Here is a 22,355-nt window from a genome sequence, read left to right on the forward strand (position 1 = left end):
AACGTAAAACTTGTTAGAAATCTATACACTTTCTTATTTTTCCTTAAAAAGCTTTACGTTTATTATCTCACAAAATGACTTGAAGGGCGAAACATCGATTTCCTGGGAAATTTGTCGATAAATCCTTCACTACGAATTCCCATTCAATTCTTCTTGGTGAAGCATAGTAATCTATCAAGGATTTTAGTATGATAAAAAATAGAGTTTTTTACTTTTCATTGGAGGTTCCAAAAGAAATGAGTTTACTTTCTATAGATAAATTAGGCCATTCATTCGGTGATCGTACACTATTCAAAGACGTATCATTCCGCTTGATGGCTGGTGAACATGTTGGGTTAGTCGGTGCAAACGGCGTTGGAAAATCGACCATGATGAACGTCATCACAGGACAGTTGATTCATGATACTGGACGCGTGGAATGGACACCCGGTACTGAATACGGATATTTAGATCAGCATACCGTCCTTACAAAAGGAAGAACAATGCGTGATGTGTTGCGTGATGCTTACCTTCCTTTATTCGAACAGGAAAAGTTATTGAATGAAGTAACGGAAAAAATGGGGACTGCCACTCCAGAGGAATTGGAAGATCTACTCGAGCAAATGGGGAAGATTCAAGATAAGCTAGAAGCTGGCGGTTTTTATAATTTAGATATTAAGATTGAAGAAGCTGCCCGTGGCCTTGGTTTGGATGCCATCGGTCTCGATCGTGACGTCGCTTCCTTGAGTGGTGGCCAGCGAACAAAAGTATTATTAGCTAAGCTCTTGCTTGAACAACCTGAGGTCCTTTTACTCGATGAGCCTACCAACTACCTAGATGTGGAGCATATTCGCTGGTTAAGCAGTTACTTGAAAGAATATCCACATGCTTTTCTTTTAATTTCCCATGATACAGAATTTATGAACGGGGTAGTGGATATAATTTTCCATCTTGAATTTTCTAAGCTAACTCGATATACAGCTACTTATGAAAAATTCCTTGAACTTGCGGAGATTAATAAAAATCAGCATATCAATGCCTATGAAAAACAAAAGGATTTCATTAAAAAGCAAGAAGACTTTATTGCCAAAAACAAAGCTCGTTACTCGACATCTGGCCGTGCGAAAAGCCGTCAAAAACAACTTGAACGAATCGAACGAATTGACCGTCCTGAAACAGCTATGAAACCAACCTTTGACTTCAAGGAATCACGCGGTAGCGGTCGTTATGTCTTCGAAGGCGAGAATCTTGAAATTGGCTATGACCACCCACTACTTCCGAAACTAACCATGACGATTGAACGCGGCGAAAAAATTGCAGTTGTTGGCATGAACGGGGTTGGAAAATCAACATTATTAAAAACCATTCTCGGGAAAATTGAACCGCTTAGTGGAAAACGGATCCTCGGAGACTTCCTTTTCCCTTCTTATTTCGAGCAAGAAGTGAAAGCTGGGGACACAACGCCGATTGATGAAATTTGGAATGCTTTCCCTGGCTTAGAACAAGCACAGGTTCGTGGCATTCTTGCACGCGTTGGTTTGAAAAATGAGCACATCACACGCCCAATGAATCAACTAAGTGGTGGAGAGCAATCAAAGGTACGTATTTGTAAATTAATGATGAACGAAAGCAATTGGCTTATTTTTGACGAGCCGACAAATCACCTAGATGTTGTAGCTAAAGAAGAATTGAAACGTGCGATGCAAGCATATAAAGGGACTATCGTCCTTGTCTGCCATGAACCTGATTTTTATGAAGATTGGGTGACAAAAGTTTGGAATGTAGAAGACTGGGTAGATAAAAACGAAGCACAGGCTTAACGTTTATAAAAAAAGTAAAGGGTCAGACCCCGCAACAACTAAACCCAGTACAAGATAAGTGTATGAAACACTGCATACTGATTTAGAGTGCGAGGTCAGACCCTTATGAAACACCCTCGTTTTTTCAACTTAACAAAAGAGGCTCCTCCTAATTTTAAGGAGGAGCCTGCATTACTACTATCTAACAGCCTCTGTTGTTTTCAATTGTGCCCCTAAAAACTTCGCCAATTCAAGCATGCCATACTTTCCAGCTGCCTTCTCAGCGTCTGAATTATAATTAGTATTCGTATTCACATCGTATGTGAATATCTCACCTTTTTCATTGCGAATAAATTCGATGCCAGCAACGGTAATTTGATTTGCCTTTAAAAATTGTTCATATTTTTCAATGATTGACTCTTCAATACCTTCTACAATTTGGAATTTTGGCTTTTCTTCGACTTCCTCCCCCACCGGGCAGAATAGATCACCGATTTGACAAGCATCAGCTGGACAAAGTTCAAATCCTTCTGAAGTATCCACTTGAACCGCATAGACAAATTTCCCACCAACAAACTCACAACGTGTGATAAATGGTTCTGGAGCTTTAATATACTCTTGAATCAAAGTAATACCATCTATGGGTTCTTCGAATGCCGCCCCATCCAAATATTGTTTTAATCCGTCTATAGAATGGAATAATTGAACACCAAGCCCTTTTCCTGCCCGGTTATGCTTAGTAATAAACGAAGCTGTACCGATCTTTTCAGCTGCAGCAAGAATGTTATCTCTACCAATTGCCGCAATCGTTTTCGGTACCCTAATCCCTTGTTTTCTTAAAGCGGTATACTGATTAATCTTGCTTAACTCTAAACGTAATGCACGCGTGCCGTTAAATACAGTGCGATCATGTTCTTCTAGCCATGATAAGACACCTTCCGTTAATTCTGGAGCATAACGATGACCTCTCGTATGAGAAGAAGCACTCATCCGACTATAAAATACTCCTTCCGGCGGAGCTTCCGTCAAATCGACGATCCCTTCATCAAGATGCCACTCCTCATATGGCAATTGAAGTTCTTCTAACCGTTTCGTTAGATGGGCGGTCCACTCGCTATTTTCATGAATAACGTAAATTTTACTCATTTTATTGCCTCCTAAGTTCATCTTTGTCTTTATACTTGAATTCTTGTACGTTTTTCTTCAACGAGCGGCATTACTTGTTTAGCAAATCGCTCCATCTCTTCAAGCTGAGGAGAAAATTGCAGCAATAACAAATCAACGCCCGCTTCTTCAAATGCAAGAATTTGGTCAGCAATTTGGTCGGGGGTTCCAATTAGATTCGGACGCAGCCCACGATTTGAAACAGAGTAGTCGAATAACTTTACCTGTTGCTCAAGCTGTGACTTGCTTATAAAGTCATTATATCCAGCATAGGCACTCGATTCTTTCACATCCGTAATTCGTGCTAGTTCTTCCTGGGCTTGTTCTTCTGTATCTCGGCATACGACGTAAGCAGCCATTCCGAAGCTTGAAAATGGTGATTTCCCTGCCGCTTCTCTTTGCTGCTTCATTCCTTGAATTTTCACAGCAACTTCCTCAACTGTGCCACCATGCATGACATATGCATCACACTGATTGACAATTGTCTCTTTGCCACGTGGACTTTCTCCACCTGCATAAAGAATTGGATTCGGGCGCTGTACAGGCTTCGGATGCAAATGAGTATTGGTAATCGAATAATACTTCCCATCATATGAAAATGTATCTTCTGTCCATAAACCTTTAAGCACCTCAAGGAATTCCTCTGTTCGCTCATAGCGTTCATCATGGGCTGTAAAAGCTCCGCCATACTGACGAGCCTCTTCCTCCCACCACGCAGAGACAACATTCAATGTAAATCGGCCGTTTGAGATTTGATCAATATTCGCCGCCATTTTTGCCGTTACCGCCGGATTATGAAAACCAGGTCTGACAGCTGTCATAATTTCAATCTTATCCGTCACAGCTGCAAGGGCAGCTGCCGTTGACCAAGCTTCAAGTGAATCACTCTCAGGACCTTTAATATCATTTAAATTGAGTTCAGCGACGAGGGTTGTATCATAGCCCCACTTTTCTGCAGCTTGTGTTACCTTTTTCGCATACTCAAAAGTTGGGGGCATTTTCTCATCTTCTACATTCCGTAACCATCCGCCGAATATCGGCAACCAATAACCATATCTCATTTCCCTATCTCCTCTATGATTAAATTATTGGCTCCTTCTTCGATAAGACAAAAAAACTTCTCCGATAAGAAGAAGTTTGCGATTGCATTCCACCTTATCTGCCAGAGCCATTACTCCGCTGGAATTAGCACCGTACTGACAATTGTCAACGGTTGCCGGGCTTCAAAGGGCCAGTCCCTCCACCTCTCTCGATAAGAACATATTAAATTATAGTAATAATTAGAATAATCTTATATTATACCTTTGGTATTCGTCAAGACATATGTTTGCATAAATCAGAAAATGAAATATCATTTATAAAAAAGAGGATATTCAAAAAGGGCCTGACCCTTTTTGAATATCCTCTCGCCGTTCTTTCTAGTATCCTTTAAAGGGCATATCGACCACGATTCGCCACTTCCTGCGCCGGAAGTCAAATTTACCCATCCATTGTAAGTTAAACAAAAGGCCTTCCTATCCGCTGACTCGACTATACAACTTGCACAAAATAGATTGCTCAAGGTCTTAATATTCTTTATCCTTTTTCCGCTACAAGCGTATACGTTTTTGGTAATCCAATATCATGCATCTTATGATTCGGCTCTTCTTCAAGTACTTTGATAACGAGCCCTGATTTACCAACTGCAGTGACAAGCTCTCCTATTGTCCACTTCCGCTGTACTACTTGTAATAGTTTTTCTTGTTCACCATCTGGCATATGCTTGGAAAATGCTACATTATTTGATTCAATCGTGGGGTCAAAATAATTACCCATTACTTTATGCTTTTTTCCAGATGAAGTAATTAGTTTAGTCGATATCGGGTGAAACTCATGTAAAATAAAGCGGCCGCCCGGCTTTAGGATTGCTTGAACAATCTCCATTAACGGTGCTAAATCAATTAGATAATGCAAAACGCCAAGCTCCATCAAAACTAGATCATGATTATTATTAGCATGGTCCCCAGTTATCGACAGGACATCCGATATAATATAATCCACTGAAACTTGTGCTGCTTCGGCCAATTCCTTAGCAAATGCTGCATTTTCCCGCGAAAAGTCTACAACCTTAACCTCAGCCCCAAGTGCAGCCATTGCTACAGCCTTCACTCCATTAGAACCCATCAGATGCATCACTTTCTTCTTTTGCAAGTCCCCCATATACTGGTAAAAAGGTTGCAGACGCCATTTCGGATTATAGAGGATTTTCGATGCAAGCTGCCCAGGCTCTCCGTAGCGATTCACTAAGGCAACATAATTATTCTGATTCCACGCAGCTTCATTTCCTTCGGTGAAACCTTGCTGAATCCCCGCTAGATGGGCATGAATAGGTCCACTGAACACCGCCATCTCTTCATCATAAAAATAACTATAGAGAGATTGGCACCAAAGTTCTACTCCTTCGGTGACTATTGAAATCCGATACGGGTCGGTTTTTATCGTCGTATTATAATTGCAAACCACAGTAACTAACTGCTCTCCCACACTAAATTGAAATGACGCGCTCTCAGTCGTCTTTGTAGGATGAGATGGCGAAAAGCCCTTAAATAACTGATGAGCCTCATTAAATAAATCCCACTGTACATCAACTGTTATTTCAAATGGTTCTTGTACTGAGACACCTTGAATTAGCAGGGCCGCAGCATAAGTAAATTGATACGGGATACTCTCCCCTTCTAATAAACGACCTACCTCTATCGCAGTTTGTGCGTTTGATGATTTCATAAACCCTCCACATTGCATTTTCTTGTTTTACATCTAGGATAAAGACCTAGCTGCACTTACTTAAAAAAGTGTACAAAAAGCCCACTATATAGCACTGGTCGTACTATCTAATTGGAGTTGAGTTTACTTTTTTAACGAAGAGTTCTTCATACTGGTAACAAGCCAATGAACGCCCTTCACTTCTTATTCCACCAAAGAATGTTTAAAGGCGTAAATAACCGCCTGTGTACGATCTTGAACATCAAGCTTACTTAAAATGCTGCTCACATGCACTTTGGCTGTTTTTAAAGCAATAAACAGCTCATTTGCAATCTCCTGATTTGTTTTCCCCTGAGCCATTAGTAGTAATATTTCCATTTCCCGATTGGTTAATGATTCATGAGCAGCTGTTTCTGGTTTCTTCCTCATCTTCGCCATCATTTTACCGGTAACTTCTGGTTCAAGAACGATTTGACCATGAAATGTAGAACGCACAGCGTTGGCAATTTCACTCGCTTTTGAGGTTTTTAGCATATAGCTTGTCGCTCCTGCTTCTAAAGCAGGATATACTTTTTCATCATCCAAAAAGCTCGTCACGATAATAATTTTCGCCTCTGGCCATTGTTCAATAATTAATCTGGTTGCTTCAATTCCGTCCATTTCCTTCATAACCAAGTCCATCAAGATAATATCAGGTCGCAATTCAAGCGCCATTTTCACACCTGTTGCTCCATCATCCGCTTCGCCAATCACTTGAATATCTGTCTGTGCCGATAAATAAGCTGAAACGCCAATTCGAACCATTTCATGATCATCGACAAAAATAACATTAATCATCTTGCTCACCTCCCGCATTTAGCATCGGTATTTTCACTTCAAGTCTTGTTCCTTTATCCAAGAGGCTAATCACCTTTAAGGTTCCTCCCACTTCAACTGCCCGTTCATACATATTGTTCATGCCATATGAGCCAGCTTTACTAGCTTCTATGTCAAAACCAACTCCATCATCGACGATTCTTAAAATCAACAAACCATCCCGCTCAATCAATAAAACTTCTAAAGAATTCGCCTTTGCATGACGTAATGTATTAGAAACAGATTCTTGGAGAATTCGAAAAAGATGATCTTCAATCCCTTTTTTCAACGGAATGGGCTCAAGCTTCCACTTTACCTTCATTGGCACTTTTTGCGATAATTCTACAAGCAATTCTTCGATCCCTTCTTGAAGAGATTTATCATGAAGCGGTACAGGACGTAAATGTAATAGCAACGCCCTCATCTCGAGCTGTGACTGATGAATCATACCCTCAACCATTCTTAGCTGTTTAGCACTGCCAGTATCTTCATCGCCGTTTGACTCAGTAATAGCCGACATAAGCATTGATGCGGCGAATAGTTGTTGGCTAACAGAATCATGTAATTCGCGCGCTAATCGGTTTCTTTCCCTTACAACCATCTCTTGAATTCTTTTCTCCTGATCTTCCGCTTTATCATTTGCTAACTTCTGTGATAATTTCGTTTGTTCGGAAACTTGGTGATGCACTCGGACAATTTGTTTAGAAATCGCCGTTAATTCCTGAACAAAGTAATTTTCATTACCGGCTGGCGGTCGTCCTTGTTCTACGAAATAGAGCTCGTCGCTAATCTCTTTTAGTTGCCGCTTCCAAGACAAACCTGTTATAAAACCACATCCGATCCCAATTAGGACAATCAAGCTAATATAAAACAAGATAAATGGCAGATCCATCACTTTTGTTTCCCACAGCATCTCCCAATTGTTCAAAGGGAAGGAAAAAAATAGTCCTGCCGTTAACACAAGACCAATCAAAAATGCTAAACCCATAGAAGCTGCAATTTGCCGCGTTACAATGTTCATACTCGCTTCACCTCGATATCGCCTACGACAACCGAAGTGATGAGATGGATTCTTTGGTCTGCCGTTTCAAATTCTGTCGTTTGGTAAGAAAGAATTTGGTTGTATACCTTTGTTTCTTGCTTTTGAAAAATGGATGCTCTTCCAGCAATGACAGAATGATGGAGCCTGACCTCTGTATCGTATGGGATAAGGACTTGCAAATTACCAACAAAGCTTTGAATAGAGATGACCACTTCACCCTTCGGAAGGATTGTGTGACTTAAATCAATAACCGTATCGCCAATCCCACGTTGAATATTAATATTATTCCATTCATATACATCATCCGAGGTTTTCTGGTGACCCATCAGTTTATTTTCAAACAAGTACTCTTTTTTCAATAAAGGTTCTGACTCAATCTGTTCCTTTTTTCGTTCTGGTTCAATCAAATACGGTTTTACCCACTCTGGGTTTTTCTTCGATTGGAAATATACGAGTAAGATATAACCAAATACAGCAAAAACAAAAAATTTGAAAATCATCATATTTAACACAATAACAACTGAACTGACAATCCCAATTAAGTATAAAATTTTCCCCATAGAGCGCGGGGATAGTTTTCTACCGATATACAGACAACCCGTCGCTAAAGCAAGCGAGTAGATAAGTCCTCCATCAAAGAAGACGAGTTCAGATATAAGAAGGATGATACCGATGAGAAATATCCAACCTAAGTATTCTGTTTTCAGTTGTTTAAACAAGGGATCTCCTCCTTTAGCTGTCTCGTTCGATTCTATTAATTCGCTGTCATCCGCCACCTAGTTAGGAGATGAAGGTTTTTCAACAATTTAAGATAGAATGAAAGGCGCAGAAATCTACGCCTCTCTAGAATACCATGAGTTTTATATGAAGGAAAAGGGAACGAATTGTCATTAACTTAAAGGGCGTAACTAATTAAAGTGGGTTCCCCATTCCTCCTCTATATTTAGACGGTTTTTTCTATTCTCACAAACGTGATTTATGATATTGATTGTGTATCTTTATTTTTCATATCCTTTTCCAACTGAATAATCTTTGCATCAATTGTGTTGCGGTGATAAGAAGAGTTAATCCCGTGTTCAAGCCGGTCCAAGTAGCTCTCCATTTCTTCAAATTTTGCAATCGGCTTATTAGGATGAATAGTCGTATCTAAAACCGTATTAATACAGTGATGAGCACGTGCGATGTTTTCACGCCCCATTAACTCCATACGCTTTATGCTCATGTCTTTTAGTTTATGCTTCATTTCACGATACTTTTGTTCAAGCTCGCTTAATTGCTTTTCATTTTCATGAAGAGCCTCTTTAAGACGTACAGCCCGCTCTGCGTATTGTTGACTTTCTATATCCGCAAAGTTTTGCAACTCACTTTCTCCCGCCTGTTCTGCAATCCCAGCTTGGTGCTTTCGTTTTTCTGCAAGATCTGCCGCTTCTTGAAGTTCTCTTTGAAATTCATTTTTTAATAGATATTGACGCTCTACCATTTTACGCACTTTTTCAGTTTCAGCCTCACATTGACGCAAGTACTGATTCAATAAAGCAATTGGATTTTTTTCTTCTTTTTTATCTAATATTTCATGAAAGTCTGCTGAAATAGTTTGCTTAATTCTTGAGAATAAGTTGGTCATTTGAATTCCTCCTAATAATTGGGGCGTGTTCTCCGCCGCCTTGTTATCCTAGCTAAACTAGCAACTCTAACGTATTTCATCGTTTACCTTTACGAATGATGTCGTAACTTTTTTCTTATTTGTTTAAATCTGCCCATTGCTTTTCAAAGTTTGTAAAAGGATCATTACTTTCTTCGATGATCGTTTCTTTAGATTTATTCCATTTGCGGTACACCACAAAAAGAATGTACGCCGCAACTAGCCCTAATACTGAAGGGAAACTTGAGATAGCAAAGCTTAGAGCAATTAATAGGACGATCACCCAAGCAATTTTTGCAAATACTGATTCTACACTTAGTAACTGTTTGCAACTGTAATACAGAATTCCTAAAGAGATAGCTAAACCGATGAGTGGTCCTACATTCGCCAGCAAAATGAGCGCTGCAATCGCCCCCACTATCAATAATCCGAATTTTTTCATTTCGTTTTCCTCCTTTCGTCATTTCGTATTACTAGCATATCTAGTTTTCATATTTCCCATAACGAGCTAGAGGTATATTTTCAAGTACGTCTTAAGGCGTATATTTTCTAGACAGGCCAAAAGAGCGTACAAAAAAAGGCCGATCCCATGCCTACTAGATACAGTATTAGATGCGTATGTTCCGCACTATCTACTATATAAAGAGGACGAGATCAGACCCTTATGGCATCTTTTTTACTATCTAGATCGCCGATCGCTATTTCCTTTTGATGAAGAAAAACGAGTAGAAGCTGTTGAATCCTGAGAACCCTTGCCTTCGCCCCCACGTTTTCTCCCGCTTTCTTTCTTCGTTCCTTTACTCTCTATTCCATGACGTTTGTTGTAATCCTGACGCGCATTATTTCCTTGAGAGCGTTTTGGCTTACGCGGAGCTTCTGTTGCTTCGTTCACTTTAATTCCTTCGATTCTTCTTCGCTCCAATTTCAAATGTATCCCTTTTTCAATTTCCATCAGTTCTTCCTCATCCTTTGCCGCGACAAAGGTAACTGCCAGACCATGTTCGCCAGCCCGTCCTGTACGCCCAATCCGATGAATATAGCTTTCTGTATCTTCGGGAATATCATAATTAAACACATGGGTAACCCCTTCAACATCCAGCCCCCGTGCAGCGACGTCTGTAGCTACCAATACTTGAATCGCAGCCTCACGGAAACTCTTCATTACCCGTTCTCTTTTCGCCTGGGACAGGTCACCATGCAATTCATCCACGTTATATCCCGCACTTTTCAATGCATCGTGCAGTTTAGATACTCTGCGCTTTGTTCTGCAAAAAACAATCGCCAAAAATGGACGCTCTTCATCAATCATTTTAAACAATGTTGCCTGCTTGGCACGGTCTGTTGTTTCGATGACAACCTGGCGAATCTCTTTAACGGTCACACCTTCACTTTTAACCGATATCGTGACTGGACTTTGCATAAAACGCTTCGAAAGCTGTTTCACCTGATCAGGCATGGTCGCTGAAAATAATAAGGTTTGTCTTTCAGTCGGAAGATGCTCGATAATTTCTTCTACCTCTGGCAAAAAACCAATATGAAGCATTTGGTCCGCTTCATCCAACACAAGCTTGTCAACCTGTGAAAGATCGATCGTTCCACGTCTCATATGATCAAGAAGCCTCCCCGGGGTCGCAACGACAACAGAAATACCCCGTTCAAGCTTTTTCATCTGACGCTCTACGTCTTGACCCCCGTAAACGGCCAAAACATGTAAGCCTTCAATATTGTCTGCAAACTTCTGAAGTTCTGCAGTAATCTGCAGCGCAAGCTCTCTTGTCGGCGTTACAATTAACGATTGAATATGTCGAGCCTCGAGATCTACCGTTTCAATAATAGGAAGTAAAAACGCTAATGTTTTTCCTGTTCCCGTTTGCGCCTTTGCTATGACATCTTTTTTTGCTATAATTTCTGGAATTGCTCGTTCTTGAATCGATGTTGGTTCATGAATCCCATTTTGGTTCAACATCTGTTCAACTGTTAAACGAATCCCAAGTTCCGTAAATTTCATTTTACACCTGCCTACTCTCCGTACATTTTTAGTAAAATACTTATGCCAGTATACCATTTATTTAGGACGATATTGTCTTATAAACAGCATACATAAGCATTATTTTTAGGAAACAAAAATGCGTTACCATGCATCATTGTAGTTTAGAAAAAATAGACCTTTTTGAAATCTTGACTATAATTACTTCAAATATCGTTCCCCTTCTTAACCTACTTAAAACAGACAAGATGATTTCATTTTTTATTAAACTAGTCATCTTCACTGACAAAGCTGATTACTGCCATCATTATTTCCCAGACAACAAGAAAGGTGCCCCATAACACAAGGCCTGCCCCCACCCACTATCCACAGTTCAAATTAAGTGCATAACTGTGGATAGAGTATGAGGTCAGACCCTTTTGGGGCACCTTCGTTATTTATTCATTTGCGCAAGAAAGTCACCTAATAAATTATCTAGATCTTCTTCTTGTCCACTTTCTTCATGAGATTCTGTTTCTTGATTCATCTGGCCCCAATCGAAGTCATCCAAATCAAGTTCAGTGTCCTTTTGCTGATCCTGTACATCTTCCTCAATCATCTCAGGCTCTATTGAAGCAGCTGGTTCTTCTTGTAAGTACAAGGCATCTTCAATATCGAGTGCGCCGCTATTCAAAGAAGCAAGCAGAGTAGTTGCTCGAAGCGGATCCGTTAAAAGTTGGTATACAATACTCCCAAGCAAAGCTTCAGAGTGCGCATGCTTCAACCAATCCCGTTGTGCTTTACTTAATTTATGAGGCAGAGGAATCGCAACCATTTCTTGATCCTGAAATGCTGTACGGCCCACGCTTTCCATTACATATTCTGCAATCGTGCTGGAAAAGTTGCGTTTTTCTGTCTCCTTTAATTTTCGCAATTGCCTTAATGTGTGATCTGGAGCATCAGAAGGGATTCGGAAGGTAAGGGCTTGTCCCCTTTGAATACTTGAAGTTGGTTTTTTCATTCATTACACCTATTTAGTTGATCCTGCTTTTTGCTCTTGCTTCTTACCTTCTATTTTTGGGTTTTTCCTTACAAAGTCGGTGATCAATTTGTAATACGCATTAGACATCATCCAGATGCTTTCTTTCTCATCTTCAAAGAAATCAATGTTATAGCCATCTAAATGGTTATTCAATGTTTTCAAATAATCCTTCAATACGATGGATCCGCCGCCGATAAAATAACAAATTTCTGTTTGCGAATTTTTTTGCCAAACATTACGTAAATGACGGTATTGTTTTTTTGCAAGTTCACCAAGAATTCGATCAGTAATATCATGAACACTCGTTCTTGATCCACGAACCATAATGTGATTACGATCGTTTTTCTTGGTAATAATTTCAACTACATCACGTCTACTATCAAGCTCAACTCCGTGTTTTTTGCGAATTTCCTCACGAATGGCTTCCAACGCCTCTGCTACACCAAGATTAAAGCCTTGCGCTTTATCGTCATCAACTTTGCGATTTTTAATCACAGCGATATCTGTAGATAATCCACCAATATCCTGAATTAATATTTGTTTGTCAATTAATTCTCTATTAATGACGTTTGAATTGTTATCCATCACAAGGTTAATATACGCCGCAAACCCTTCTGGATACACCTTCACTTCATCAAATTTAATATTTACCTTCACGCCTTGATATTTAGGTGTTATTAAAAACTCTACTTGATGGACAGAGCCCAGAAGTTTAGAACGATACCCAACATCTTTTCCTTCTTTCACTTCACGAAGAGGTAATCCTGTTCCAAGGGTATAGTTTGCATCGATTACATTATTTGTTTTTCTGAACACAGCTGCTTGTTTTTCATTAACTGCATCAAGCGCTAAAGCAGCAAACAACATAACAAGTGTTTGGTCTTCCTCTGATTTGCTACTTCCTGGATCTAATTCAAAAGGATTATCACTTTTTGTTGCCAAATTTCCAACTCGATAAATCGCATTGTTTTCCAGAAGGGCAGGGGAATGAATCCTAATGTGGATTCCTTCAACTGGATCTTGTTGATTAAGATCCTCTATTCCAATAACAGGTCGGTCCTCAATATCACGAGCAATAACGTTCGGGATGTATAATTCCGAATCCATCTTTCCAAATATAGCTTTAATTGCATCATTTCCAACATCGACTGCAGCGATTCTTGACGTACTCATCTAATCAATCCCTTCTACTCACTCGGAGTATGTAATGTGGATATTCTATCTATATAAGAATATGAAAGTTTAAGAGATTGGTCAATAATCCAATAGATGCAATTATCTTTTTTTGTATACATTTTTGTACACAATTTCCTTAAACGCACACGCATGCCTACACACCAACAAGTATACACTTTTGTATACTTGTAAACATATTTCGTATACATGTTTACATTTTTGTTTACATGTATACGAAATTGTAAACAATAGTCCTTTTCTTATAAATATGGTTAATATTACCGGAGCTGGGCGAATCGGAGAGCCCCTTCCACCCCTCCTTGCAGTTTCACTTTGTCCGGTACAACCTCCCCTTTTTGATTATAAATATCGTCTTAAAAAGTAATGTGTATAATCCAACAAACCTGGGTATGGTAATAATTGGACGGTATTGAGCAATATTATTCTTTCCCTTAGACGAGTTTCCGCTTGTATATAGGCAATTTCCACACAATGTTACACGCTTTAATTAATGAATTAGGAGGCAACATTCCATGCCAAACCAAAATAAACATTATCAAGATTTACCTCAATTCCCTGAACCTTATTGGCGAGACCATCTCTCCTTTCCGAATTTCCCAAAGCTTACACAAAATATAGAAACTGATGTCGCCATAGTTGGCGGTGGGATCTCTGGTATCACAGCCGCATATCTACTTGCGGAAAAGGGGATACGGACGGTTCTAATCGAAGCAGGCTCTATTTTGACAGGAACGACCGGACATACTACCGCGAAGATTACTGCACAACATGGTTTAATTTATGATCAACTCATTACAGATCACGGTGAAGAAAAGGCGAAATTATATTATCATGCGAATAAAGAAGCCATGGATTTCATTAAGAAAACAGCTGAAACACATGATATTGACTGTGATTTAACTATGGAAGATGCATATGTTTATGCTGAAACAGATGAATATGCTAGTAAAATTGAAAGCGAAATGAAAGCATATGAAAGGCTCGGAATTCCTGGTGAATATACGAATACCATTCCTTTTTCCGTTCCATGTCAAGCAGCAATCATCATGAAAAACCAATATCAATTCCACCCATTAAAATATTTAACTGGTTTGATCCCTCTTATCACAAACGCTAACGGGGCAATTTTTGAACATACGACAGCTATGAAAGTCGAAGATGGGGAAAAACCAGTGATTATTACAGACAATGGAGCAAAAATAGTATGTAATTACATGATCACAGCTTCGCATTTTCCTTTTAATGACGAAATGGGGCTTTACTTTGCGAGAATGCACGCAGAACGTTCTTATGTATTAGCTGTTAAAACGAAGAATGATTTCCCTGGTGGGATGTATATTAGTGCAGACACTCCATCGAGAACATTCCGTTATACCACTTTAAACGGGGAAAAGCTTGTTCTTATAGGAGGAGAAACCCATAAAACGGGGCAAGGAATTTCAATGATAGAGCATTACGAGGCGATCCATGACTTTGCAGAAAAGCATTTTGGAATTAACGACATTCCATACCGTTGGTCAGCCCAAGACTATGTAACTCCTGATCATTTACCATTTATCGGGCCTATAACGTCCAATCATCCAAACGTGCTGGTTGCAACAGGTTTTGCCAAATGGGGAATAACGAAAGGAACAATAGCCGCAAAAATCATGACAGATGCGATAACAAACGAGGATAATCGCTACGCAGAGCTCTTTAGCCCTTCACGCTCACACTTGAAAGGTGCAGCAAATATCGTAAAAGATAATCTTGATGTTGCAAAACACTTAATCCAAGGGAAATTCGCTATGGTGTCTAAATTGCCTGAGGAGTTAACAAATGACGAAGGAGCCATTGTAAGGATTAATGGGGATAAGGCAGGCTGCTACCGCGACACAGAAGGAACTTTGCATATTGTAGACTCCACTTGTACCCATATGGGCTGTGAAGTGGAATGGAACAGCGGAGAGCGAACATGGGACTGTCCTTGCCACGCTTCTCGATTCTCGATTACAGGCGAGGTTTTAGAAGGGCCAGCAGTTGAGCCATTAAAACAAATTACATTGGAATAGCTTTCCATGCAAAGGTCACGACCCCGTAACATCTAAAGACAGTATAAGGTACGTGTATGAAACTCCACACACTGATTTAGAGTGCGAGGTCAGACCCTTATGTGACATCTTCTTTTTAATTCTTTTAAAAAAGAGGTATGTTCCCCTGACGATTATCGTATCTTAATGAATACTCCCACCACAAAACTTTCTAACAAAAGTTTAGTGGGGGTTTCTAACGTATCGAACATTTCTGAACGCTTAACGTACGTTGCGTTGACACCGTGGTGTACTAGAAACACCCAACCCCTCTATCCCATTGGTCTTGCCGTTGGGACTTCTTTTTTCAGCTTATTGGGTTCACACCATTGTGTGTCTCGGCTGTTGGTTTTAGCTTGAACATCTTACGGTAAGAAGCCTTTCTCGTACTAACCTCCTATGTTCAGTTGTCAATGAACAATCTGTTCAGGAATATCACATCACAAGAACAGGTGTTCCGATACACAAAAAGGCCATTCACCCCCTCCCTACTCATTGGGCTATGCCCTTCACATTCCTTGAGGAAGGGGTACTCTTGCCTGAAGTTGATAGAAGGATCTAACGAAAGGATGTGTTCTCACTTATGAATTACCAGTCTTCCCCTTTATTTCGAGGCGAAGCCGATCAACATTCACGTGAAGGCCCAAACAAATTAACCGTCATCGGAGAAGCAACCATTCAAGCTCCTCCAGATCAGGCAATTATTACATTAGGTGTCATCACAGAAAATAAGGACCCTATCTTGGCGCAACAGCAAAATGCTACAGCAATGGCCAAAGTTTTAACAGGATTAGCTGACCTCGGCATTCCAGATGACCAAATTAAAACAAAAGAATACCGTATGGATCCTCAATATGACTATCTGGACGGTAAAGAGATTTTCAAAAATTATAAAGTACATCATATGATCGAAATACGAACAAAAAATATTGACCGGGTTGGCAATATCGTCGACACATCCATCAAAAATGGCTCCAATTCTGTTTCAAATATTCGTTTTTCATTATCTCAGCATGATATGTACTATAATCAAGCACTTGCACTCGCCTTACAAAATGCCAAACAAAAAGCATTAGCATTAGCGAAGGCTGCTGACGTTACTTTGCAACAAATTCCCGAAACCATTGAAGAAATCCCAGCTGGATCGACGCCAGTTCTTTATCAAACCAGCTTTGTAGCAAAGGCTGCCTCCACACAGATTCAACCTGGTGAATTAGAGATCAAGGCAATTGTAAAAGTCATTTATACGTTTCACTAACCTTTAAAATACAACCGTTTTGTTGTGATGAACGATGATTCGATCCTCAAGATGCCATTTGACTGCACGCGCCAATACTCTTCGCTCGATGGAACGGCCGATTTTTTTCAGGTCATTCGCATGATCGCGATGATCAACTCGATCGGTGTCTTGCTCAATAATCGGTCCTTCATCGAGGTCATTGGTCACATAATGTGAAGTCGCTCCAATTAGTTTTACTCCACGATCATAGGCCCGTTCATACGGTCTTGCACCGATAAATGCGGGTAAAAAGGAATGGTGAATATTAATAATTCGATTTGGGTGAGCTGAGACAAATTCTGGAGTCAAAATTTGCATATATCTTGCCAAAACAATCAAATCCACCTCATATTCCTCGAGAAGCTTTAGTTGCTTTGCCTCTACCTCTTTACGAATGTCCCTATTAGCAGGTAAATAATAAAACGGAATATGAAGAGATTCAACGATTTCACGAGCATCTTCGTGATTACTAATAACAAGTGCAATATCTGCTAGTAAATCTCCACTTTGCCATTCCCAAAGCAATTCCAGCAAACAGTGAGGCTCTTTTGAAACAAAAATGGCGATTTTCTTAAGGTCACTTACATTGGTACATGTCCATTCCATTGAAAATCTCTTTGCAATCGGTTCAAAAGTTTCTGCCATCCCCTTCGCCTTCTTCTCTAGATCCGGACATTCAAATTCGATTCTTGTAAAAAACGTACCACCATTAGGGTCCATCGAATATTGACTTAATTCGACGATATTCGCTTCAAATTCTTGTAAAAAAGAAGATACAGCTGCAACGATGCCTGGCCGATCGGGACATTTTATCATGAGTCGACCTGTATTTTTATTATTTTCCTTAAATGTAGGTAAGTGATCCTGAGCAAATGGTGTCATTGTTATTCCAACTTTCTTTACTAGATTTGCTCTATTATACTTCATTCCTGCAGTTGCACAAAGTGAATACTTGTAGAACAGCCGATACAAATGGTAGGATGCGTGTACTAGTGCGCTTTTTTTGGGAAACTCAATCCAAAAACAACGCTATCAAAATACATGATCTGTTTTGCCATTCCCCACTCTTCTAGTATCATTCTAAATCTAGGGTATTCCCTGCTTATTTGGAAAAGATATGAATAGGAAGCATGTACAATCATAATTGGTGCAATCCATGGAAAAAAGTCTGTATTTATGGTATATATGAAGATAAAACTAAATGTAAAGTATACGAGTTTATATATGAAAGAGGTCGAACTTAATTGGAACATAACTCTTCAAATTTTATAAGAAATATTATTAAAGAAGATTTAGAGACAGGGAAACGTGATCATATCATCACTCGCTTTCCACCTGAGCCTAACGGTTATTTACACATTGGACATGCTAAATCAATCATTTTGAACTTTAGTGTCGCGGATGAATTTGGCGGGAAAACCAATCTGCGTTTCGATGATACGAATCCGCTGAAAGAAGATATAGAGTACGTAAATTCCATCAAAGAGGATGTAAAATGGCTCGGCTACGACTGGGATAACCTTTTCTTTGCTTCCAATTACTTCGATGAAATGTACGACCGTGCTGTTTTATTAATCAAGAAGGGCTTAGCCTATATTGATGATTTAAATGCTGATGAAATTCGCGAATATCGAGGTACGTTAACGGAACCTGGGAAGAATAGTCCGTATCGCGACCGTTCAATTGAGGAAAACCTGGACCTTTTTGAAAAAATGCGCAATGGTGAATTTGCAAACGGTGAAAAAGTTCTTCGTGCAAAAATCGATATGACTTCTCCGAATATTAACCTTCGTGACCCCGTCATTTATCGAATCGCACATGCAAAACACCATAACACAGGCGACAAATGGTGCATCTATCCAATGTACGCTTTTGCTCACCCGCTTGAGGATGCAATTGAAGGCGTGACACATTCCATTTGTACCCTTGAATTTGAAGACCAACGCCCACTTTATAACTGGGTTGTTGAGCAATGTGAAATGGAAAGTATCCCACAACAATATGAGTTTGGTCGTTTGAACCTAACCAATACCGTAATGAGTAAACGTAAACTGAAGCAACTTGTCGATGAAGGTGTTGTAGACGGATGGGACGACCCTCGTATGCCAACCATTTCTGGGTTAAGAAGACGCGGTTACACACCTGAAGCCATTCGTGCTTTCTGTTATGAAATCGGTGTATCAAAAGCATATGGAACAATTGACAGCCAAGTTCTCAATCATTTCGTTCGTGAAGATTTGAAGCTAAAAGCACCTAGAACAATGGGAATCTTAAAACCGCTTAAAGTGGTCATTACCAATTACCCAGAAGGCCAAGTAGAGTGGCTTGAAGCAGAAATTAATCCAGAAAATCCAGAAATGGGCACAAGACAAATTCCATTTTCTCGTGAGATTTATGTGGAGCAAGATGATTTCATGGAAAATCCACCGAAGAAATACTTCCGCCTTTTTCCTGGCAATGAAGTTCGCCTAAAACATGCTTATTTCATTAAATGCGAGGAAGTTATTAAAGACGCAGAAGGCAATGTAGTTGAGCTTCATTGCACATATGATCCGGAAACAAAAAGTGGCTCTGGGTTTACTGGTCGCAAAGTAAAAGGAACCTTGCACTGGGTGGATGCTGCCCATGCAGTACCAGCGGAATTCCGCAATTATCAACCATTAATTCTTGATGAAGAGCCTAACGAAGAGGAAGAAGAAAAAACATTCCTTGAGCGTATTAACCCTGATTCTCTTGAGATTCTACAAGGATTTGTAGAGCCAAATATGAAAGATATTCTACCACAAGATAAGTTCCAATTCTTCCGTCACGGCTATTACAATGTAGATCCGAAGCACACAACAGACGGGCATCTAGTCCTGAACCAAATCGTTGAATTAAAAAGCTCGTTTAAACTATAAAATAAAAAGAAGAAGATGCCCCAAAAGGGTCTTGACCTCACACTCTATATATCGTTTATATTCTGTCATTGACGCAGAATATAAACGATATATAGTGGATGTGGGGTCTCCCTGCTTGTGGGCAGCCTCTTTCCTCTTTCATCTGATCATGAAATGACTACAATCTTATTCTTCCAATTTTAACCCCTGACTGTTCTAAGGCAGCCGATATATACTGAGCCATCTCCACTGCATGCTTCCCGTCTCCATGGATACAAACCGTGTCTGCTCGAATTGAAAAATCTGTTCCTTGAATTGTTTTCACCTTATGCTCTCGAACCATCTTCAGCACCTGACCAACCGCAAGCTTAGGATCTGTAATTAGTGCATCAGCTTCTTTTCTAGAAGTTAACGAGCCATCCTGTTGATACGTTCGATCAGAGAAAACTTCCGATGCAGTATGTAGACCAATTTTCTCTCCTGACTTTATGAGCTCACTACCAGCCAACCCAAACAATATAAGCTCTGGATCCACCTGATAAACAGCTTCTGCGATAGCATCGGATAAGGCCGCGTTTTTCGCTGCCATATTATAAAGAGCTCCATGCGGTTTTACATGCGCAAGCTTTCCCCCCTCTGCTTTTACAAATGCAGATAGTGCACCAATTTGATACAAAACCAGGTCGTTTATCTCTTTAGGGGTCAAGCTAATTTCCCTTCTACCAAAACCGACTACGTCTTGGAAGCCTGGATGAGCGCCAATTCCAACATTCTTCTCTAAAGCTAACTTCACTGTGTTCCTCATCGTAGAAGGATCGCCAGCGTGAAAACCACAAGCAATGTTGGCAGAGCTAACATAATTTAGTATTTCCTCATCTCTTCCCATTCGATATGCACCGAAGCTTTCACCCATATCACAGTTTAAATCTACCTTAAACATTTTGGTCCCTCCTATCCGTGTAAAAGCGAAATGCCTATTTTTAATTGTCTGATCTGCTCTTCCCTTTCCAAATAGATCAATTGTGACTCTTTGAGGGAAATTAGTTGAAATTGTAGCTTTTCTCCTGGTTTGGCTTGTGCGATGACTGGTAAATCAACCGTTGCGATTTGAGCAATCTTCGGATAGCCACCTGTCGTTTGCCGATCTGCCAATAAGACAATCGGGTTACCCTCAGCTGGCACCTGGATAGTTCCAAATCCCACCGCCTCGGAGACCATTTCTTCTTCAGTGGCCAAGGTAAGTGAACCCCCTTTTAATCGGTAGCCCATCCGATCAGATTGTGAGGTCACCATAAACTCTTCTTGGAACAAGGTCTGTTTGCTTTTTTCCGTAAACCAGTGATATTGGCGGCCTTCGATGACCCTGATTGGTTGTTTGCCCATATTACAAGACGAGATCACCGGATCGATCTTCCACGTAGCTTCGATATAATCTCGCTTACCAAGCTCAGTGGATAATCGTTGAATAATCCTTTTACTGCTTAAACTCATTCGTTCCATACTAAGGACATCCCCAACTTTTAGCGCCCGCCCCAAAAAGCCGCCTATTCCTGCTCTTAAATAGGTGGAAGCACTCCCCATGACTGTTGTGACTTGAAAGCTACCAGCTACCGCTAGATACGCACGACAGCCCGTTTTACACGGGCCGAATGATAGTATGCTCCCCTTGTTTACAAGAATCGGGCGCCACAAGTCAATTGAACATCCATTAATTTTTGGAGATAAATTCCCGCCCGTAAGCGAGATAAGGGTAGTTTCGGTAAATTCAATAACCGGACCTGTTAATGTAATTTCAAGAGTTGGTTTGCTTTCATCATTCCCAACTAGAAGATTGGCGATCCGATGTGACAACTGATCCATCGCTCCACTTACAATGACCCCATACTTCTGCGATCCATATCTGCCTAAATCCTGAACGGTCGTAAGAAGGCCTGGTTTAATAATTTTTATCATCCCTATCCTCCCAATCGATGTATTCCTGATACGTAATTTCTTTAAATGAAATTAAATCCCCTGCCTGCAATAAACTAGGCGCATTATTGAAAGGACGGAACAATTGAATCGGTGACCGACCAATAATCTGCCAGCCTCCAGGAGTTTCAATAGAGTAAATACCCGTTTGTTTACCTGCAATCCCAACTGAACCTGCTGGAATAGCTAAGCGAGGTGTTTCCTTCCTTGGCGCAGCAATTTTTTCAGACATACCGCCCATATATGGAAAACCTGGCGCGAACCCAATCATATGTACGTTATAAGTAGTTGTTTTATGAATCCTAATGACTTCTTCAACGCTAAGTCCATTATGTCTAGCTACAAAATCCAAATCAGGTCCTAATTTCCCCCCATAGCAAACTGGAATTTCTACCACCCTCGGAAGCTGAGATTCTTCCAACACTAACCCCGCAATTCCCTCTTTCAGTTGCTCACATGCCTGCTCATATGGGTAACGACCATCCTGAATAAGTTCGTGATGCCCAATATCATACAACACAGTCACAGACGTAAATGCCGGAATATACTCAATCATCCACTCAAATTGATTTTGATCAAGAAAAGAAACAACTGCACGGACTTTCTTCTGTATATCTAGAGAAATTGTAGTCCCTAGTTCAATCATGATTCCATTGTCTCCAAATGGGTGTAATTGATAGTCCATGTTCCACCTCCAGCTAAAAAAGAATCGTTTTATTTTCTACCTAT

General features: G+C 40.2%; 19 protein-coding genes and 1 riboswitch. Of the genes, 4 read left to right on the top strand and 15 right to left on the bottom strand.

Features of this window, described 5'->3' with window-relative positions; all coding sequences use genetic code 11:
- Positions 1 to 236: 236 nt before the first annotated feature.
- Positions 237 to 1,799, top strand: a complete 1,563-nt coding sequence (locus tag JNUCC23_RS21815; protein WP_454213567.1) for an ABC-F family ATP-binding cassette domain-containing protein — start codon at positions 237 to 239, stop codon at positions 1,797 to 1,799.
- 177 nt (positions 1,800 to 1,976) lie between these two features.
- On the opposite strand, the gene JNUCC23_RS21820 is transcribed toward JNUCC23_RS21815, so the two are convergent.
- The 11 genes from JNUCC23_RS21820 to JNUCC23_RS21870 form a co-directional block, all read right to left on the bottom strand.
- Complete coding sequence (locus JNUCC23_RS21820; RefSeq protein ID WP_454213569.1) at positions 1,977 to 2,924, bottom strand: ATP-grasp domain-containing protein; 948 nt, start codon at positions 2,922 to 2,924, stop codon at positions 1,977 to 1,979.
- A gap of 29 nt (positions 2,925 to 2,953) precedes the next feature.
- Positions 2,954 to 4,003 carry an LLM class flavin-dependent oxidoreductase gene (locus JNUCC23_RS21825; RefSeq protein ID WP_454213571.1) on the bottom strand — a complete coding sequence of 350 codons (1,050 nt, stop codon included), beginning with the start codon at positions 4,001 to 4,003 and terminating at the stop codon, positions 2,954 to 2,956.
- Positions 4,004 to 4,094: 91 nt separating this feature from the next.
- Positions 4,095 to 4,201: riboswitch (SAM riboswitch) on the bottom strand.
- A 316-nt stretch (positions 4,202 to 4,517) separates the two neighbouring features.
- Positions 4,518 to 5,705, bottom strand: coding sequence for a class I SAM-dependent methyltransferase (locus JNUCC23_RS21830; RefSeq protein WP_403077131.1), 1,188 nt, complete (start codon positions 5,703 to 5,705; stop codon positions 4,518 to 4,520).
- A 183-nt stretch (positions 5,706 to 5,888) separates the two neighbouring features.
- Positions 5,889 to 6,521 carry a response regulator gene (locus JNUCC23_RS21835; protein WP_062186417.1) on the bottom strand — a complete coding sequence of 211 codons (633 nt, stop codon included), beginning with the start codon at positions 6,519 to 6,521 and terminating at the stop codon, positions 5,889 to 5,891.
- Entirely contained in the window at positions 6,514 to 7,560 is a 1,047-nt protein-coding gene (locus JNUCC23_RS21840) for a sensor histidine kinase (RefSeq protein WP_403077127.1), read from the bottom strand. Before JNUCC23_RS21840 ends, JNUCC23_RS21835 begins: the two co-directional genes overlap by 8 nt.
- Positions 7,557 to 8,300 carry a cell wall-active antibiotics response protein LiaF gene (liaF, locus tag JNUCC23_RS21845; RefSeq protein ID WP_062186421.1) on the bottom strand — a complete coding sequence of 248 codons (744 nt, stop codon included), beginning with the start codon at positions 8,298 to 8,300 and terminating at the stop codon, positions 7,557 to 7,559. Before liaF ends, JNUCC23_RS21840 begins: the two co-directional genes overlap by 4 nt.
- Before the next feature lie 257 nt (positions 8,301 to 8,557).
- Entirely contained in the window at positions 8,558 to 9,205 is a 648-nt protein-coding gene (locus JNUCC23_RS21850) for a PspA/IM30 family protein (protein ID WP_454213574.1), read from the bottom strand.
- 115 nt (positions 9,206 to 9,320) lie between these two features.
- The gene (locus JNUCC23_RS21855) at positions 9,321 to 9,665 is read right to left on the bottom strand and encodes a lmo0954 family membrane protein (RefSeq protein WP_403077114.1); all 345 of its coding nucleotides are present in this window, start codon (positions 9,663 to 9,665) and stop codon (positions 9,321 to 9,323) included.
- A 237-nt stretch (positions 9,666 to 9,902) separates the two neighbouring features.
- Entirely contained in the window at positions 9,903 to 11,231 is a 1,329-nt protein-coding gene (locus JNUCC23_RS21860) for a DEAD/DEAH box helicase (RefSeq protein ID WP_403077111.1), read from the bottom strand.
- Between the two features lie 412 nt (positions 11,232 to 11,643).
- Positions 11,644 to 12,210, bottom strand: coding sequence for a hypothetical protein (locus tag JNUCC23_RS21865; RefSeq protein WP_454213577.1), 567 nt, complete (start codon positions 12,208 to 12,210; stop codon positions 11,644 to 11,646).
- A gap of 9 nt (positions 12,211 to 12,219) precedes the next feature.
- A complete protein-coding gene (locus JNUCC23_RS21870; protein ID WP_062186430.1) occupies positions 12,220 to 13,404 on the bottom strand; it encodes an Alp7A family actin-like protein in 1,185 nt (394 codons plus the stop codon).
- Between the two features lie 536 nt (positions 13,405 to 13,940).
- On the opposite strand from JNUCC23_RS21870, the gene JNUCC23_RS21875 reads away from it, so the two are divergent.
- On the top strand, positions 13,941 to 15,479 hold the full coding sequence (locus JNUCC23_RS21875) for an FAD-dependent oxidoreductase (RefSeq protein WP_454213579.1): 1,539 nt from the start codon (positions 13,941 to 13,943) through the stop codon (positions 15,477 to 15,479).
- Positions 15,480 to 16,080: 601 nt separating this feature from the next.
- Entirely contained in the window at positions 16,081 to 16,755 is a 675-nt protein-coding gene (locus JNUCC23_RS21880; protein ID WP_454213581.1) for an SIMPL domain-containing protein, read from the top strand.
- Positions 16,756 to 16,758: 3 nt separating this feature from the next.
- Here JNUCC23_RS21880 and purU read toward each other — a convergent pair whose 3' ends face one another.
- The gene (purU, locus tag JNUCC23_RS21885) at positions 16,759 to 17,658 is read right to left on the bottom strand and encodes a formyltetrahydrofolate deformylase (protein ID WP_062186437.1); all 900 of its coding nucleotides are present in this window, start codon (positions 17,656 to 17,658) and stop codon (positions 16,759 to 16,761) included.
- A 362-nt stretch (positions 17,659 to 18,020) separates the two neighbouring features.
- Between purU and JNUCC23_RS21890 the strand changes: the two genes are divergently transcribed.
- The gene (locus JNUCC23_RS21890) at positions 18,021 to 19,676 is read left to right on the top strand and encodes a glutamine--tRNA ligase/YqeY domain fusion protein (protein ID WP_062186439.1); all 1,656 of its coding nucleotides are present in this window, start codon (positions 18,021 to 18,023) and stop codon (positions 19,674 to 19,676) included.
- 157 nt (positions 19,677 to 19,833) lie between these two features.
- Here JNUCC23_RS21890 and JNUCC23_RS21895 read toward each other — a convergent pair whose 3' ends face one another.
- Genes JNUCC23_RS21895 through pxpB form a run of 3 tightly spaced genes read right to left on the bottom strand, consistent with a single transcriptional unit; the run spans position 19,834 to position 22,311 of the window.
- Positions 19,834 to 20,595: a 5-oxoprolinase subunit PxpA gene (locus JNUCC23_RS21895; protein ID WP_062186441.1), complete on the bottom strand. Its 762-nt coding sequence runs from the start codon at positions 20,593 to 20,595 to the stop codon at positions 19,834 to 19,836.
- A gap of 11 nt (positions 20,596 to 20,606) precedes the next feature.
- Entirely contained in the window at positions 20,607 to 21,608 is a 1,002-nt protein-coding gene (locus JNUCC23_RS21900; protein WP_454213584.1) for a 5-oxoprolinase subunit C family protein, read from the bottom strand.
- Positions 21,592 to 22,311 (bottom strand): 5-oxoprolinase subunit PxpB, encoded by a 720-nt coding sequence (gene pxpB, locus JNUCC23_RS21905; RefSeq protein ID WP_403077093.1) that lies wholly within the window; start codon positions 22,309 to 22,311, stop codon positions 21,592 to 21,594. The genes JNUCC23_RS21900 and pxpB overlap by 17 nt, the downstream gene beginning before the upstream one ends.
- Between the last annotated feature and the right edge of the window lie 44 nt (positions 22,312 to 22,355).

The sequence above is a fragment of the Peribacillus sp. JNUCC 23 genome (assembly GCF_053653995.1).